The organism is Curtobacterium sp. PhB78, assembly GCF_003751685.1.
Lineage (GTDB): Bacteria > Actinomycetota > Actinomycetes > Actinomycetales > Microbacteriaceae > Curtobacterium.
This window is the reverse complement of record NZ_RKIA01000012.1, coordinates 24,905-40,872: the sequence shown is the minus strand read 5'-3', so window position 1 is coordinate 40,872 and position 15,968 is coordinate 24,905. Positions and strand designations below refer to the sequence as shown.

16 protein-coding genes and 1 rRNA gene are annotated in these 15,968 nt (G+C 71.1%); 14 read left to right on the top strand and 3 right to left on the bottom strand.

Annotation, left to right across the window (positions count from 1 at the left end; all coding sequences use genetic code 11):
- From rrf to EDF53_RS18820, 11 genes are all read left to right on the top strand, one after another.
- Positions 1-88 (top strand): 5S ribosomal RNA (rrf, locus tag EDF53_RS18870); the annotation flags it as partial.
- Between the two features lie 1,421 nt (positions 89-1,509).
- Positions 1,510-2,322 (top strand): hypothetical protein, encoded by an 813-nt coding sequence (locus EDF53_RS18860; RefSeq protein WP_123294975.1) that lies wholly within the window; start codon positions 1,510-1,512, stop codon positions 2,320-2,322.
- A gap of 31 nt (positions 2,323-2,353) precedes the next feature.
- A complete protein-coding gene (locus EDF53_RS18855; protein ID WP_123294974.1) occupies positions 2,354-3,325 on the top strand; it encodes an HAD-IIA family hydrolase in 972 nt (323 codons plus the stop codon).
- A 10-nt stretch (positions 3,326-3,335) separates the two neighbouring features.
- Complete coding sequence (locus EDF53_RS19515) at positions 3,336-3,503, top strand: hypothetical protein (RefSeq protein WP_159572718.1); 168 nt, start codon at positions 3,336-3,338, stop codon at positions 3,501-3,503.
- Positions 3,504-3,516: 13 nt separating this feature from the next.
- Positions 3,517-4,329 (top strand): TlyA family RNA methyltransferase, encoded by an 813-nt coding sequence (locus EDF53_RS18850; RefSeq protein ID WP_260216180.1) that lies wholly within the window; start codon positions 3,517-3,519, stop codon positions 4,327-4,329.
- The gene (locus tag EDF53_RS18845) at positions 4,326-5,255 is read left to right on the top strand and encodes an NAD kinase (protein ID WP_111086586.1); all 930 of its coding nucleotides are present in this window, start codon (positions 4,326-4,328) and stop codon (positions 5,253-5,255) included. Before EDF53_RS18850 ends, EDF53_RS18845 begins: the two co-directional genes overlap by 4 nt.
- A 25-nt stretch (positions 5,256-5,280) precedes the next feature.
- Positions 5,281-6,975 (top strand): DNA repair protein RecN, encoded by a 1,695-nt coding sequence (gene recN, locus EDF53_RS18840; protein ID WP_123294972.1) that lies wholly within the window; start codon positions 5,281-5,283, stop codon positions 6,973-6,975.
- A gap of 207 nt (positions 6,976-7,182) precedes the next feature.
- Positions 7,183-8,898, top strand: a complete 1,716-nt coding sequence (locus EDF53_RS18835; RefSeq protein WP_173170571.1) for a CTP synthase — start codon at positions 7,183-7,185, stop codon at positions 8,896-8,898.
- Between the two features lie 162 nt (positions 8,899-9,060).
- Complete coding sequence (locus EDF53_RS18830; RefSeq protein ID WP_173170563.1) at positions 9,061-9,636, top strand: NUDIX domain-containing protein; 576 nt, start codon at positions 9,061-9,063, stop codon at positions 9,634-9,636.
- The gene (locus EDF53_RS18825) at positions 9,633-10,214 is read left to right on the top strand and encodes a DUF1349 domain-containing protein (RefSeq protein ID WP_123294970.1); all 582 of its coding nucleotides are present in this window, start codon (positions 9,633-9,635) and stop codon (positions 10,212-10,214) included. The genes EDF53_RS18830 and EDF53_RS18825 overlap by 4 nt, the downstream gene beginning before the upstream one ends.
- Positions 10,215-10,233: 19 nt before the next feature.
- Positions 10,234-11,262 carry a site-specific tyrosine recombinase XerD gene (locus EDF53_RS18820; protein ID WP_123294983.1) on the top strand — a complete coding sequence of 343 codons (1,029 nt, stop codon included), beginning with the start codon at positions 10,234-10,236 and terminating at the stop codon, positions 11,260-11,262.
- A gap of 114 nt (positions 11,263-11,376) precedes the next feature.
- Here EDF53_RS18820 and EDF53_RS18815 read toward each other — a convergent pair whose 3' ends face one another.
- Positions 11,377-11,823 carry a DUF2510 domain-containing protein gene (locus EDF53_RS18815; RefSeq protein WP_221181239.1) on the bottom strand — a complete coding sequence of 149 codons (447 nt, stop codon included), beginning with the start codon at positions 11,821-11,823 and terminating at the stop codon, positions 11,377-11,379.
- Positions 11,824-11,946: 123 nt separating this feature from the next.
- On the opposite strand from EDF53_RS18815, the gene EDF53_RS18810 reads away from it, so the two are divergent.
- Positions 11,947-12,444 (top strand): ASCH domain-containing protein, encoded by a 498-nt coding sequence (locus EDF53_RS18810; protein ID WP_260216177.1) that lies wholly within the window; start codon positions 11,947-11,949, stop codon positions 12,442-12,444.
- A 36-nt stretch (positions 12,445-12,480) separates the two neighbouring features.
- Here EDF53_RS18810 and EDF53_RS18805 read toward each other — a convergent pair whose 3' ends face one another.
- Entirely contained in the window at positions 12,481-13,512 is a 1,032-nt protein-coding gene (locus tag EDF53_RS18805) for an LLM class flavin-dependent oxidoreductase (protein ID WP_395873932.1), read from the bottom strand.
- Between the two features lie 56 nt (positions 13,513-13,568).
- Between EDF53_RS18805 and EDF53_RS18800 the strand changes: the two genes are divergently transcribed.
- Both EDF53_RS18800 and EDF53_RS18795 read left to right on the top strand, forming a co-directional pair.
- Positions 13,569-13,901, top strand: coding sequence for a TraR/DksA C4-type zinc finger protein (locus EDF53_RS18800; RefSeq protein ID WP_123294966.1), 333 nt, complete (start codon positions 13,569-13,571; stop codon positions 13,899-13,901).
- 131 nt (positions 13,902-14,032) lie between these two features.
- The gene (locus EDF53_RS18795) at positions 14,033-14,488 is read left to right on the top strand and encodes a TIGR02611 family protein (RefSeq protein ID WP_260216174.1); all 456 of its coding nucleotides are present in this window, start codon (positions 14,033-14,035) and stop codon (positions 14,486-14,488) included.
- 161 nt (positions 14,489-14,649) lie between these two features.
- On the opposite strand, the gene EDF53_RS18790 is transcribed toward EDF53_RS18795, so the two are convergent.
- Positions 14,650-15,903 carry an MFS transporter gene (locus EDF53_RS18790; RefSeq protein WP_123294981.1) on the bottom strand — a complete coding sequence of 418 codons (1,254 nt, stop codon included), beginning with the start codon at positions 15,901-15,903 and terminating at the stop codon, positions 14,650-14,652.
- Positions 15,904-15,968 lie beyond the last annotated feature (65 nt).

The window sequence follows — 15,968 nt, the reverse complement described above, 5'->3', positions numbered from 1 at the left end:
CGGTCACATTCCGAACCCGGAAGCTAAGCCTCTCAGCGCCGATGGTACTGCAAGGGGGACCTTGTGGGAGAGTAGGACGCCGCCGGACTTAACGTAAGAAGATGTGGCCATCGGCCCTCCATCGTGAATTCGCAGGGGAGACCCTCGTTCACGGTGGTGGCCGGTGGCCATTTCTGTTTTGCCGCTCGTCGCTCGACGTCGGCTCCGGTTCGTGATGGACTGGAGCCCGAACGTCGGTCCGACCGACGCGGCACCCAACACAACGACACAGCGGACGAACGCCCGGCCTTCGGTTCGGGCACGCGATGAGGAGCAACGGTGGCGAACGACGACGAGCGGCGGAACGACGGCGACCGGGGAGACCGACCCCGACGGGACGACCGAGCCCCTCGACGCGACGGAGGTCCGCGCGGAGACGCTGCGAGCGGAGGCCGTTGGTCGTCCGGTCCACGTGACTTCGAACGCCGTGAGGGCGACCGTCGTGACCGTCCTGAGCGCTCCGACCGTCCGTTCCGCGACGGCGCTGCACGTCGCGACAGTGCGCCGCGGAGCGGTGGCGACCGTCCGTTCCGCTCCGGAGACCGTGACGATCGTCCGTCGTGGCGGAGCGATCGCGGCGACTCCGGCCGTCCGCCGCGCGGCGACGGCCCCCGCGGTGCTGAGCGTCCGCGCCGCGACGGGGACCGTCCGTTCCGGTCGGACCGCCCCGCGCGTGATGGTGACCGTCCCGCCTACCGTGGTGGTTCGGATCGTCCGCGTCGTGATGGTGACCGCCCGTACCAGGGCGGTTCGGATCGTCCGCGTCGTGATGGTGACCGCCCGTACCAGGGTGGTTCGGATCGTCCGCGTCGTGATGGTGACCGCCCCGCCTACCGCGGTGGCTCGGACCGTCCCGCCCGCGACGGCGATCGTCCTGCTCACCGCGGTGGTTCGGATCGTCCCCGTCGTGATGGCGACCGCCCCTACCAGGGTGGTTCGGATCGTCCGCGTCGTGATGGCGACCGTCCCGCGTACCGCGGTGGTTCCGACAGTCCCGCTCGCGATGGAGACCGCCCGTACCGCAGCGGCTCTGACCGCCCGGCGCGTGACGGGGACCGTCCGTCGTACCGTGGAGGTTCATCGGACCGTCCGCGTCGTGACGGCGACCGTCCCGCGTACCGCGGCGGCTCTGACCGTCCCGCGTACCGCGGTGGTTCCGACCGTCCGGCGCGTGACGGCGACCGTCCGGCCCGCGATGGCGACCGTCCGCGTCGTGACGGCGACCGACCGTCCTTCCGGGGTGCTTCGGACCGTCCGGCCCGCGGTGGCGACCGCCCGCGTCAGGACGGTGGCGATGACCGACGCCGCTTCGGCGACGGGACGCGTCACGCCGGCGCACGGTTCGGCGAGGCAGCCCGCGACGACTGGGAAGACCGCGACCCGTACGGCACGAAGTCGATCCGTCCGCGCCACGACGACCCGGACATCCCCGACGAGATCGATGCGCGCGACCTCGACCCCGCAGCGCGCATGGAGCTGAAGACGCTCAGCAAGGACAACGCTGACTGGGTCGCCCGGCACCTCGTGGCCGCGGCGCTGTTCGTCGACGAGGACCCCGCTCTGGCGAACGAGCACGCTCTGAGCGCCGCTCGCCGTGCCGGTCGCGTCGGTGTCGTCCGCGAGACCGCTGCGATCACGGCGTACCGCCTGGGGGACTTCGCGACCGCGCTGCGCGAGCTCCGCACCTACCGGCGCATCTCCGGCCGCAACGACCAGCTCCCGATGATGGTGGACTGCGAACGCGGCCTCGGCCGCCCCGAGCGTGCGCTCGAGCTCGGGCGCTCGGTGGAGCGTGCCGCGCTCGACACCGCCGTACAGGTCGAACTCGCGATCGCGATGTCCGGCGCACGCATCGACCTCGGGAACCCCACAGCTGCCCTGGGCGAGCTGGAGATTCCACAGCTGGACCCGTCCACGGCCTACACGTGGTCACCGGCGCTCTACAGTGCTTACGCGGCCACGCTCGAAGAGCTCGGCCGCCAGGACGAGGCCGACGAGTGGTGGGCCCGTGTCGACCGTGCGGCAGCGGCTCTCGCCGAAGCCGCCGACGAGAACGCTTGGGAGACAGTTGATGTGGTCGAGGAAACGCTCGAAGTCGAAGAACACGGAGACGCCGGCGAGCTCGACGACACCGACCAGCTCGACGACGACGCCGACCTCGACGACGACGACGAGCCAGCCCTCGCCGAGCCCGACGTCGTCGGCGAACCCGGCGACGCCGACGAGCCCGGCGAACTCGACGACGACAACCCCCGCGACGTCGACGGCTCCGCAGCCGACTGACGTCCCGACCGCGCCGACGGACGGCGTCGACGTGGTGCTCACGGACCTCGACGGCGTCGTCTACCGGGGGCGGAACGCCATCCCGCACGCGGTCGAGGCGCTCACACGGGCCTCGCTGACCGCACGGGTCGGGTACATCACCAACAACGCGTCCCGACGACCGATCGACGTCGCCGAGCACCTCGAGCGCTACGGGCTCGAGGTGTCCGAGGACGACGTCGTCACGTCGTCGCAGGCGGGCGTGCAGCTCCTGTCGACGCTGGTGCCCGCCGGCGCGACGGTGCTCGTCACCGGTGGGCTGGGACTGTCGAGCATCGTCGAGGCCGCCGGCTTCACGGTGACGACCAGTGCCGAGGACTCCCCGGCCGCGGTCATCCAGGGCTTCTCACCGGACCTCGGGTGGAAGGAACTGGCCGAGGCGTCGTTCGCGTTGGCCGACCCGGCGATCCCGTGGGTCGCCACGAACATGGACTGGTCGATCCCGGTCGAGCGCGGCATCGCCCCCGGCAACGGCACGCTCGTGTCCGCGGTGCACCAGGCCGTGGGGCGGATGCCCGTGGTCGCCGGCAAGCCGGAGCGCCCGATCTTCGACGCCGCGGTCGAGCGGTTCGGCGGCGGGAAGACACTGTTCATCGGTGACCGTCTCGACACCGACATCAAGGGGGCGAACGACGTCGGGATCCCGAGCGTCCTCGTCCTCACGGGCATCGACCAGGCGAAGCAGGTGCTCGCGGCCGATCAGCGCTCGCGTCCACTGTTCGTGCTCGAGGACCTCCGTGGTCTGTCCGAGCCCTACCCGGTGACCGTCCGGCGGCAGGACGACGACGGCACGCGGTACGTCACCGTCGGCAGCGCCACCGTGGCGATGCGGGGACACGTGGTGCGGGTACTCGACGCGGGCAGTGACATCGATCGGCTCCGTGCCGGCGCAGCGCTGATCTGGGAGTCCGGTCTGGCCATCTACGGCCTCGACGTGGACCCGCAGCTGTACGGCGGCGAGTAGCGTGTCGGACGTGCCGAACCCCGAGCAGCCGTCCGCCGACCTGGAACCGCAGGACGAGTTCGCCGCGCGCACCTCGGCGGCCGAGACCCTGCCGCTCGTCGAACGTGCAGACGCGTTCTCGGCACTCCACGACGAGCTGCGCACGCGGCTCGAGAGCGGCGGCACCGCGAGTGCCTGAACCGGACGGAGCCGTGCCCGACGCGACCCCGGTCCGCCTCGACGCCCTGCTCGCGACACGTGGCCTCGCGCGTTCGCGCACCGCTGCCACCAAGCTCATCCAGGACGGCCGGGTGACGGTCGACGGTCGTCCTGTCGTGAAGCCCTCCACCCCGACCTCGCCGGCTGCCGACATCGTGGTCGACGCGGCCGACGAGTGGGTCTCCCGCGCTGCCCAGAAGCTGATCGGAGCGCTCGATGCGTTCGGCGTCGACCCGTCCGGCCGTGTGGTGCTCGACGTCGGTGCGAGCACGGGTGGCTTCACACAGGTGCTCCTGGCCCGTGGTGCTCGCCGGGTCATCGCGCTCGACGTCGGGCACGGGCAACTGCACCCGACGATCGCCGTCGACGAACGTGTCGCCGTGGTCGAGGGCACCAACGCCCGCAGCCTGACCCTGTCGGACTACCTCGCGCTCGACGGCGCCGCAGCCGAGACGACCCTGGTGGTCGGCGACCTGTCCTTCATCTCGCTCCGGCTCGTGCTGCCCGCCCTGGCCGAGGCCGTCCCCGCCGACGACTTCGTCCTGTTGGTGAAGCCGCAGTTCGAGGTCGGTCGCGGCGGGGTGCGCGAGGGCATCGTGCACGATCCGGCACTCCGCGACGACGCCCTGATGAACGTCCTGTGGGCCGCATGGGACCTGGGCTTCGGGACCACCGGGCTCGCGGCGTCGCCCATCATCGGGACGCACGGGAACCACGAGTACCTCGCGCGCTTCCAGCGTGGTGTCGGTGGCAATCCGACAGAATGGAGAGTCCGGGCAACCGAACTCACAGAGGGGACCGCATGAGCGACGACCGGCACATCCTGCTCGTCTCCCACACGGGTCGCCGTGACTCGATCGACGCTGCGGTCGAGGTCTGCGACCTCCTGCACGCCGCCGGTCTGATCCCGGTGATGCCGTTCGACGAGTACGCCGACATCCGGCGAGCCGAAGCCTCGGTGGGGCAGGTCGACATCCTGGGCGTCGACGTCCAGGCGGACCAGCTCGAGATCGTCATCGTGCTCGGCGGCGACGGCACGATCCTGCGCGCGGCCGAACTCGTGCGCGAGACGCGGGCGCCGATCGTCGGCGTGAACCTCGGGCACGTGGGCTTCCTGGCGGAGAGCGAGCGGGACGCCCTCGCCGAGACCGTCGAGCGCGCCCTGTCGGGTGAGTACCACGTCGAGGAGCGCGTCACCCTGCAGGTCGACGTGGTCGTCGGCAACCAGATCGTCTACTCGAGTTGGGCGCTCAACGAGGCCACCATCGAGAAGGCCTCGCGCGAGCGCATGCTCGAAGTGGTGACCGAGGTCGACGGTCGCCCGCTGTCCTCGTTCGGGTGCGACGGCGTCGTCGTGTCGACCCCCACCGGGTCCACGGCGTACTCGTTCTCCGGTGGCGGTCCCATCGTCTGGCCCGACGTCGACGCCCTGCTGATGGTGCCGCTCAGCGCGCACGCCCTGTTCGCCCGCCCGATCGTGGTGGGCCCGGACTGCACGCTCGCGATCGAGGTCCTGCGGCGCACGAGCGGTGTCGGGGTGCTGTGGTGCGACGGTCGCCGGACGCACGACCTGCCGCCGGGCGCTCGCGTCGAGGTCCGACGGTCGCCGGACCCCGTGCGGGTCGCGCGCCTCAAGGACGCTCCGTTCACCGACCGGTTGGTCGCGAAGTTCCGGCTCCCGGTCACCGGGTGGCGCGGGCCGCAGACCGACGAGGACGAGGACCACCTGTGACCGGCCGAGGCGAGGAGCACCACCGATGATCGAGGAGATCGCGATCCGTGACCTCGGGGTCATCGGCGAGACCACGCTCGAACTCGGTCCGGGGTTCACCGTCGTCACGGGCGAGACCGGTGCCGGCAAGACCATGATCGTCACGGCCCTCGGGCTGTTGCTCGGTGCTCGGGCGGACGCCGGTTCGGTCCGCCGTGGTGCCTCGAGCGCCGTGGTCGAGGGCCGGTGGAACGTCCCCGAGCACGCTGCCGTCGCCGAACGCGTCGAGGACGCCGGCGGCGCGGTGGAGGACGGCGAACTGATCCTCACGCGCACGGTCTCGGCCGAGGGGCGCAGCCGTGCGACCGTCGGGGGCCGCAGCGCTCCCGTCGCGGTGCTCGGTGAACTCGCGGACCAGCTCGTGACGGTGCACGGCCAGTCCGACCAGATCCGACTGACCTCGTCGACCGCGCAGCGTGCGGCGCTCGACGGCTTCGGCGGGGCGGCCCTCGAGAAGGCCCTGAACCGGTACGTCGCCGCGTTCGACGCGTGGCAGCAGCACACGGGCGAACTCGAGACACTGACGCGCGACCGCGACGAGCGGGTGGCCGAAGCCGACCGGATCCGCGCTGCCTCGGACGAGATCGAAGCGGCCGACCCGCAGCCCGGCGAGGACGTCGAGCTCGCCGAGCGCGCCGACCGGCTCGGCAACCTCGAGGAACTCCGGCTGTCCGCGGCCCTGGCGCACGAGGCCCTGTCCAGCGAGTCCCTCGACGGCGTCTCCGACGTCGTCGGCCTGGTCGAGTCCGCCCGACGTGCCGTCGAGCGGGTCGCCGGCTCCGACGCCGCCCTGCAGCCCGTGCTCGAACAGCTCACGGAGCTCGGCATCCAGGCGGCCGAGGCCTCGGCGAGCATCTCCAGCTACCTCGGCTCGCTCGAGCCCGAGGCCGGTCACGACCTCGAGCTCATCAACGAACGGCGCGCCCTGCTCGCCGGCCTCACCCGCAAGTACGGCGAGACCGTCGACGACGTCATCGACTACGGGCAGCGGGCGAGCGACCGCCTGCTCGAGCTGGACGGCGACGACGACCGCATCGCCGCCCTCCAGCAGTCCGTCGAACAGGACGAACAGGCACTCGGGGTGGCCGCGGCCGCGTTGACCGCTGCCCGCACGAAGGCGGCAGCGGACCTCGCGAAGCGCGTCACGACCGAGCTGAAGACACTCGCGATGGCCGGCGCCACCCTGGTGGTCGAGGTCACCGACGCGGGGGAGTACCGCCGACATGGACGCGACCAGGTGTCGATCCTGCTGCAGCCGCACTCCGGCACCGACCCCCGACCGATCGGCAAGGGGGCATCGGGCGGCGAGCTCTCGCGCGTGATGCTCGCGATCGAGGTCGTGATGGCCGGCAGCACGACCGTGCCGACGTTCGTCTTCGACGAGGTCGACGCCGGCGTGGGTGGTGCCGCGGCGATCGAGATCGGCCGTCGGCTGGCGAAGCTGGCCGAGCGCACACAGGTCATCGTCGTCACGCACCTGGCGCAGGTCGCGGCGTTCGCGAACAACCACCTCAACGTGGTGAAGGACGCCAGCGGCGCCGTGACCTCGTCGAGTGTGCGACGGCTCGAGGGCGAGGACCGCCTGCAGGAGATGGCGCGGTTGCTCTCGGGGCTCGGCGACAGCGCGAGCGGCGTGGAACACGCCCGCGAACTGCTCGACGTGGCCGGCCAGACGGCCTGACCTGCCACACGGCCGCAAGCAAGCACGCGCGCACGCAAGCACGGCAAGCACGGCAAGCAAGCAAGCACGCACGCACGCACGCAAGCACGCAGGCAAGCACGCGCGCCCACGCGCGCACGGCCCGAAGACCCGGCCACCCACCCCGCGCAACGCCCACGGCGAACCGAGGTCGCGCCTCCCGGCAGTTCTGACGTACGATGGAATCCCGTGGCGGACACTCTCAGCAGCGGTACCCAGGCAAACACCCCGACCCCGAAGGTGACGAAGCAGATCTTCGTGACCGGCGGGGTCGTCTCGTCTCTCGGCAAGGGCCTGACGGCAGCCAGCCTCGGCAATCTCCTGACGGCTCGCGGCCTCAAGGTCGTCATGCAGAAGCTCGACCCGTACCTCAACGTGGACCCGGGCACCATGAACCCGTTCCAGCACGGCGAGGTCTTCGTGACCGACGACGGTGCGGAGACGGACCTCGACATCGGGCACTACGAGCGCTTCCTCGACATCAACCTGGCGCAGTCGGCGAACGTCACGACCGGCCAGGTGTACTCGACGGTGATCGCCAAGGAGCGTCGCGGCGAGTACCTCGGTGACACCGTGCAGGTCATCCCGCACATCACCGACGAGATCAAGCGTCGGATGCGCGAGCAGGCGGAGAACGACCCGCAGCCCGACGTCATCATCACCGAGGTCGGCGGCACGGTCGGCGACATCGAGTCGCAGCCGTTCATCGAGTCGGCGCGCCAGGTGCGCCACGAACTCGGCCGCAACAACGTGTTCTTCGTGCACGTGTCGCTCGTGCCGTTCATGAACGCGTCGGGTGAGCAGAAGACGAAGCCGACGCAGCACTCGGTCGCCGCGCTCCGCTCGATCGGCATCCAGCCCGACGCCCTCGTGCTGCGGTCGGACCGCCCGGTGTCGGACTCGAACAAGAAGAAGATCGCCCTGATGTGCGACGTCGACGAGGACGCCGTGGTGAACGCCGTTGACGTCCCGTCGATCTACGACCTGCCGACGCTGCTGAACAACCAGGGCCTCGACCAGGTCATCGTCGACGCGCTCAAGCTCGAGGCCGGCCCGGTCGACTGGACCGCGTGGACGCCGGTGCTCCGTGCCGTGCACGAGCCGAAGAAGGACGTCACGATCGCCCTGGTCGGCAAGTACATCGACCTGCCGGACGCCTACCTGTCGGTCACCGAGGCGCTCCGTGCCGGTGGCTTCGCGCACGACGCGAAGGTGACGCTGAAGTGGGTCGTCTCCGACGACTGCACCACGCCCGAGGGTGCTGCGAAGCAGCTCGGCGACGTCGACGGCATCTGCATCCCCGGCGGGTTCGGCGTGCGCGGCATCGAGGGCAAGCTCGGCGCGCTGCGCTTCGCCCGTGAGCAGGGCATCCCGACGCTCGGCCTGTGCCTCGGCCTGCAGTGCATGGTCATCGAGTACGCCCGCCACGAGGCCGGCCTGACCGACGCGTCGAGCACCGAGTTCGACCCGGAGACCTCGACGCCGGTCATCGCGACCATGGCGGAGCAGGTGGACATCATCGCCGGCGGCGACCTGGGCGGCACCATGCGCCTCGGCCTGTACCCGGCGACGTTCAGCTCCGGGTCGTTGGCCGAGTCGCTCTACGGTGCGCCCGAGGCGTCCGAGCGCCACCGTCACCGCTACGAGGTCAACAACACGTACCGGCAGCAGATCGCGGACGCCGGCCTGGTGTTCTCGGGCACGTCGCCCGACGGCAGCCTGGTCGAGTACGTCGAGCTGCCGCGTGACGTGCACCCGTTCTACATCGCGACGCAGGCGCACCCGGAGCTGCGCTCGCGTCCGACGAACGCGCACCCGCTGTTCGCGGGGCTCGTCGCGGCCGCGATCGAGCGCCACGAGGCGTCCAGCCTGTTCGACCCGCAGAACGAGGAGCAGGTCGCGTAACGCGCGTTGTCGATGACGGGAGGCGCGGTGCCAGCTGGCACCGCGCCTCCCGTCCGTCTGTGGTCGCGCCCAAGGAACCTGGTTCCGGACACGGAACCAGGGAACGACGCGGTGCTGTGTCCGGAACCTGGTTCCGCGAGGGGCGCGTGCTTGGATGGTTCCGTGACTGACGCACCCATCGCTGACGAAGCCGCCTCGTTCGAGGTCACCGAGTCCACCGTCGTGTACGACGGCGCCGTCTGGGACGTGCGCCGCGACGCGATCGCGTACCACGACGAGACGATGGTGCGGGAGTACATCGACCACACCGGTGCCGTCGCGGTCTACGCCGAGGACGACGAGGGCCGTGTCCTCGTGATCCAGCAGTACCGACACCCGGTTCGGGTGCGCGACTGGGAGCTGCCGGCCGGGCTGCTGGACGTCGAGGGCGAGGACCTCCAGGTCGCTGCCGCTCGCGAACTCGCTGAAGAGGCCGACCTCGAAGCGGACACGTGGGAGCCGCTGGTCCGGTACAACACGTCGTCCGGCGGGAGCAACGAATTCCTGCAGGTCTACCGCGCCCGGGGCGTGCGGCCCACGACGACGGCGTTCGAGCGCGAGGCCGAGGAGGCCGACATCGTGAAGCGGTGGGTGCCGCGGGCCGAGCTGGTGGAGGCGATCCTCGACGGTCGGCTGCACAACTCCGGGCTGGTCGTGGCCGTGCTCGCGGTGGATGCGCTCGAGCGAGGCCGCGCATGAGCCTGCGAGAACTGGTCGACGCGGCGACGTGGACGCACGAGCCCGAGGCCGTGGAGTTCGACGGCGACGTGCTGCGCGTGACCGCGGTCGAGGGCAGCGACGCCTGGCGGACCACGTCGTACGGGTTCGTCCACGACTCCGAGCACGCGCTGGTGCAGCCCCTCGACGGGTCGTTCTCGGTCGAGGCATCGTTCGTCCTCGACTACACGGAGCAGTTCGACCAGGCAGGGATCTTCCTGCGCGTCGACGAGCGGAACTGGATCAAGGCCGGTGTCGAGTTCTCCGACGGGACGCCGCAGCTCGGCGCCGTGGTGACCCGTGACTTCTCGGACTGGTCGGTGGCGCCCGTGCCGGAGTGGGTGGGACGTGTGGTGACCGTCCGGGCCAGCCGCGACGGTGATGCCGTGACCGTCCGGGCGTGGGCCGACGACGAGGAACCCCGGCTGGTGCGGGTTGCGTACCTCGATCCCGCTGCCGCCGTTTCGGCGGGACTGCTGTGTGCCGCTCCGACGCGTGCCGGCCTGACCGTGACGTTCACCGGGTACCGGTTCGGGGCCCCCGACGAGGCACTGCACTGACCGTGCGCCTGTTGTCGTGATTCCCCTCGACCGTGCCACGGAGACGTACCTGCGGCACGTCGCGATCGAGCGGGGACTGTCACAGCACACGCTGTCGGCGTACCGGCGTGACCTGGCGGTGTTCACCTCGTGGTTGGCGACGGCTCCGGTCGTCGAGTCCGACGGTGCCGACCGCGCCGGCGGGGCGTCTGCGATCGACGACGTCGGGCGGCTCGCTCGGGCAGACGTGTCGGAGTTCGTGACCTACCTGGCGACGAAGCCGGACGGTCCGCTGGCGCCGAGGTCGATCGCCCGGAAGCTCAGCTCGGTGCGCTCGTTCACGGCCTTCGCGGCGGGGGAGGGCTGGCTGCCGCTCGACCCCGGCACCGCCGTCCGGCCGCCGAAGGCCCCGATGCGGCTGCCGAAGGCGATCTCGGTGGAGGACATGGAGCGGCTGCTCGGAGCGGTGTCGACGGACGGCTCTGCGGATGGTTCCGCAGACGGCGCTTCCGGTGTGGACGACCCCGTGCGGCTGCGGGACAAGGCGTTGCTCGAACTGCTCTACGCCACCGGCGCGCGGATCTCCGAGGCGGTGGGGTTGTCGGTGGACGACGTGACCACGCTGTCCGACGACTCGGCTCCGGACGCCGACGGTCTCGCCGTCGTGAAAGTCACCGGCAAGGGGAACAAGCAGCGGGTCGTGCCGCTCGGCAGCTTCGCCCGGGCGGCGATCGACGCCTACCTGGTGCGGGCCCGGCCGGTGTTCGCGGCACGAGGGGCCTCGACGCCGGCGCTGTTCCTCGGCGCGCGGGGTGCCCGGCTGTCGCGGCAGAGCGCGTGGCTCGTGATCCAGTCGGCGGCCGAGGCGGCGGGACTCGAGGCGCATGTGTCGCCGCACACGTTCCGGCACTCGTTCGCGACGCACCTGCTCGAGGGCGGTGCCGATGTGCGCGTGGTGCAGGAGTTGCTCGGGCACGCGAGCGTCGCGACGACCCAGATCTACACGATGATCACGGCGGACATGCTGCGGGACGTGTACCAGACGGCGCATCCGCGGGCGCGGCGGTAGGTCTCGTCGTTCGGCGGGCCCGGGCGTGCACTTCGTGAGCAGAAATGGTCGGGTCGCTGGTCGGCACCCGACCATTTCTGCTCACGAAGTCGGACGGTGACGGCCCGGGACGCGTCAGAAGAGGTGGTACTGGGCCGACGCCGCCACCGCGCCCGTCGCGACCGCCACGACCACCGCGCTCGAGGACGCACTCCTCGCAGCGACCGCCCACCCGCCGGTCGCACCGGGGCGGACGACACCGACGAGCCCGCACACGAGGGCGAACGCGCTGCAGACACCAAGCGGGTTGATGAGGATCGACGTCAGGGCCAGCAGCACCGCGAGCACCGTGAACACGCACAGCCGGCGGTCGCGACCGCCGCCGGACGCCCACGCGTGGGTCCGGATCGATGCCGTGTGCACGGAGAACGAGGGGCCGACAGGTGCGACGACGATCGGCAGGACCGGTTCCGGAGCACTCGGCAGGACACGGGTCGCGGCGCCCCAGGCGTGACCGTCCCACCAGCGGAGACGACTGGCGTCCTGCGGGTCCGGGAACCAGCCTGCGGCCGGCAGTGTCACGGGGACTCCTCGAGGTGCGGGGGATGGTGCTCCTCGACGGTAGGGGACGCCGCCCCGCCGCCACAGTCCCAAGGCGGGTGTCGGCACAAGTGCGGACACCCGGCGGTGCGCTACGGTCGGCTGGTGACCGCGAGCCTGGACGACTTCTGGAACGAACGGCGCGACGAGGCTCCGGAACTGCCTGCCGAGGTGCCGGAGGCGTGGTCGTTCGGTGCCACTCCGGAGCAGGCAGACGAGCTGCTCGGCCTGGTGCTCCGCGGCGTCAAGGACGGCACGGCGTCATCGCTCTGGGACTACGAGGCGACGGGTGACCCGCTCCCCGCGACCGGTGAGTGCAGCATCGTGACCGACGGCGCCGGTGTTCCCCGGGCCGTCATCGAGACGACGGACGTCCGGATCGTCCCGTTCGACGCCGTCCGGGCCGAGCACGCGCGCGCCGAAGGCGAGGGCGACCGGAGCCTCCAGCACTGGCGCACGGTGCACGAGGCGTACTGGCGCGCGCACTCCGAGAACCCGCGCGGCTTCGAACCGGACATGCCGGTGGTCTGCGAGCGCTTCCGGCTGATCTGGCCGACGCCGACGCCTGCGCCGACCCAGACGACGACGCCGACGCCGGAGTAGACGCAGCCGCCGACCGTCAGCGCCTGACCGATCAGATCAGGCCGGGACGGGTGCCGCGTCGACCTCGGTGAACACGTCCTTGACGGCGGCGAGCAGTCTCGCGTTGAAGTCGACGCCGAGCTGGTTCGGCACCGTGACGAGCACGGTGTCGGCAGCGCGGACCGCCTGGTCGGCCGCGAGCTCCGCGACGAGGTCCTCGGGTGAGCCGATGTACGAGCGGCCAAAGCGGGCGAGCCCGCCGTCGAGGTGCCCGACCTGGTCCTGCCCCTCGACCTGTGCGCGCACGCCGAAGTAGTGCCGCGACTCGTCGTCGATGATCGGGATGATGCTGCGCGACACCGACACCCGAGGGGTCCGGTCCCAGCCCGACTCCGCCCACACTCGTCGGAAGCGCTCGATCTGTTCGGCCTGCAGTTCGTCGAACGGCACGCCGGTGTCCTCGGTGAGCAGGGTCGACGACATCAGGTTCATGCCCTGTTCAGCGGTCCACTCGGCGGTGGCTCGTGTGCCGGCGCCCCACCAGATGCGGTCGCCGAGCGAGTCGGAGAGCGGGGAGATGGGCAGCGATCCGACCGAGCCGGTCATCTGCGGGTTGGCGTTGGCCATCGGTTCGCCGGCGATCGCGCGACGGAGCACGCTGGTGTGCGCGCGGGCCATGTCGGCGCCGTTCTCGTCGGACGCATCCGGCACGTAGCCGAACTGCTGGTAACCGGCGAGGGCGGTCTCGGGTGAGCCACGGGAGACGCCGAGCTGCAGTCGTCCGCCGGAGATGAGGTCGGTCGCCGCGGCCTCCTCGGCCATGTAGAGCGGGTTCTCGTAGCGCATGTCGATCACGCCGGTCCCGATCTCGATGCGGCTGGTCTTCGCGGCGATCGCGGACAGCAGGGGGAACGGTGCCGCCTGCTGCGGTGCGAAGTGGTGCACGCGGAAGTAGGCGCCGTCGACGCCGGCCTCTTCGGCAGCGACCGCGAGGTCGATCGCCTGCACCAGGGACTCACGCCCGCTGCGCACCTTCGACCCCGGCACGTCGCGCCAGTGTCCGAACGACAGGAACCCGATCTTCGTCATGTCGATGCAAACGCATTCGGAGAGTCGGGCATTCCGTCACGACTACGGTGTGCGCCATGGACGACCCCCGCACCGCGCTCGACACGGAACGCGCCCGCAACGAACGGCTGCTCGCCGACGTCGAGCGGAGCATGCGCGACGTCAGTGACGCCCGCCAGGACGCCAACTCCGACGACGAGCACGACCCCGAGGGCGCGACCCTCGCTTGGGAGCGCGGCTCGCTCGGCGCCGTCCGCGACGCGTCCCGGCAGCGGATCGAGCAGGTGGACGCCGCGCTCGCGCGGCTCGACGCCGGCACCTACGGAACCTGCGCCGTCGGCGGCGAACCGATCCCAGCGGCCCGATTGGCCGCCGTCCCGTGGGCCGCGACGTGCGTCGCCCACGCGTGACGGGCCTCCCGGCGGACACCCGCTGACGGACGGGAGGCACGGCGCATCCCCGCCACACGTCCTCCGTCACGCGCACCGCGCGTCCACCGCGTGCGCCGCGGATTCCCAGCCGCACGCCCTACGTTTTCGGCATGGACGGCGACGCGAACGACGGAACCGGCGAGAGCCGGACCGACGGTGCGCCGCGTCAGCGCTTCCAGTGGTTCCACGACATGCGGACCTGGATCCACGCCAGGCCGCACCTGCACCTGTTCTACAAGGTGCTCGTCGGCATCGTCGGCGGGCTGGTCGTCATCATCGGACTCATCCTGGTGCCGCTGCCCGGGCCGGGATGGCTCGTGGTGTTCATCGGGCTCACGGTGCTGGCGAGCGAGTTCCACTTCTTCCACAAGATCATCGTGTGGCTCAAGGCGCAGCTGCACCGCTTCTGGGACTGGGCCAAGCGGCACGGACCGAAGCGCCTGCGTGATGCTGCCGACCGGGGCAAGGCCGACGTCGACGCCGCCCACACGGGTGCTGCTCGGACGGTCGGGGTGCGCGCTCGTGGACGGGCGCGCGGCGCGAACTCGGCGCACCCGGAGCACTGAGTCGGCCCGGCGCGTCCGGCACCGTGCCGTGTTGGTCACTGCGTGCAAGGTTGATGGCTCCGTGCGGCGCTGTATGCGCGCACTGAGCGAGCAACCTCGCACGGGATGACCAACCTCGCACCGTGCGCCTGGCGCGCGCCGCCCTCCGAGCGGACGGCCCGCTACTCCGCCGCGACGCGGATCGAGCCGGTGGCGGTGCGCTCGATGACCTCGGCGGCCTGCTCCTCGACGGCGGCCGCGTCCTTCGACGTCAGCTGCAGCACGAGCGCGACGACGGCAGCGAGGACGATGAACCCGCCGTACCCGGCGATGACGGGGACGAGTCCGGTCGACGGTTCGAGCAGCCCACCGATGACGGCGGGGACCCCGAACGCCAGGTAGCTGACGACGTAGATCGTCGAGAGCAGTCCGGCGCGGTGGGTCGGTGCCGCGGTCGCGAGCAGCATCCGCAGCGGCGCCTGGAACCCGGCACCGAAGCCGACGCCGGCGATCGCACTGCCGACGACGAGGCCGGGCAGGGAGTGGGCCATCACGAACGCCACGGTCACGATCGGGCCGAGCACCAGGGCGACGAGCCCGACGAGCACAGCGCGACGAGCGTCCATCCGCTGCGTCGCGAGTCCGGTCAGCGCGCCGACGCCCGTGACGACGGCGATGAGTGCGCCGGCCGCGAAGTGGTTCGTGATGCCGAACACGGCACCGAGGGCCGAGGGGACGAGTGAGAGGAACATGCCGCCGAGGGCCCAGCTGGCGACGAGCGAACCGACGACCCCGCGGAAGAGTCGACGCGAGCTCCGCGGCACGCTGATCGTCGGACGCAGCGAACGGAGTGCTCCGGGGCGCCGTTGGACCTGCTCGGGGACCACGAACAGCGCCAGCACGAGGAGCACGAGCAGTGCGCCGAAGACCAGGTAGACGAGCTGCTCCGGCGCCGGACCCCACTGCACGAGAGCACCGCTCGACATCGCACCGGTGGCCAGCGCGATCGGCGGGATGACCCCGTTCAGCACGCCGGCCAGCGTCGGGTGCCGCTCGAGTGAGTTGTCGATGAGGGCCGCCCCGAGCGCACCGATCAGGAGCCCGACGGAGACGCCCTGCACGATGCGGTCGACGATGAGCGCACCGACGCCGTCCGCGATCGCGAACAGTCCGAGCGACAGGGCGACGCCCAGGCCTCCGGCGACGAGCACGGGTTTGCGGCCGACGTGGTCGGACAGCCGACCGGCGATCAGCAGACTCGCGAGCAACCCGGCGACGTAGATGGCGAAGACGCCGGTCAGCATCAGTGGCGTGAGGTGCCACTCAGCGGCGTAGACCGGGTAGATCGGCGAGGGGACCGCGGACGACGCGACCGACACCAGGAGCATCGCCGCGAGGATCCAGAACCCGGCGACCGAGCGAGCTGACTGCTGCATGAGCATCCTTCCGATGGTCCGTTGTACGACTGCATTCGTACCGCAGTCCGCTGTACGACGCAAGT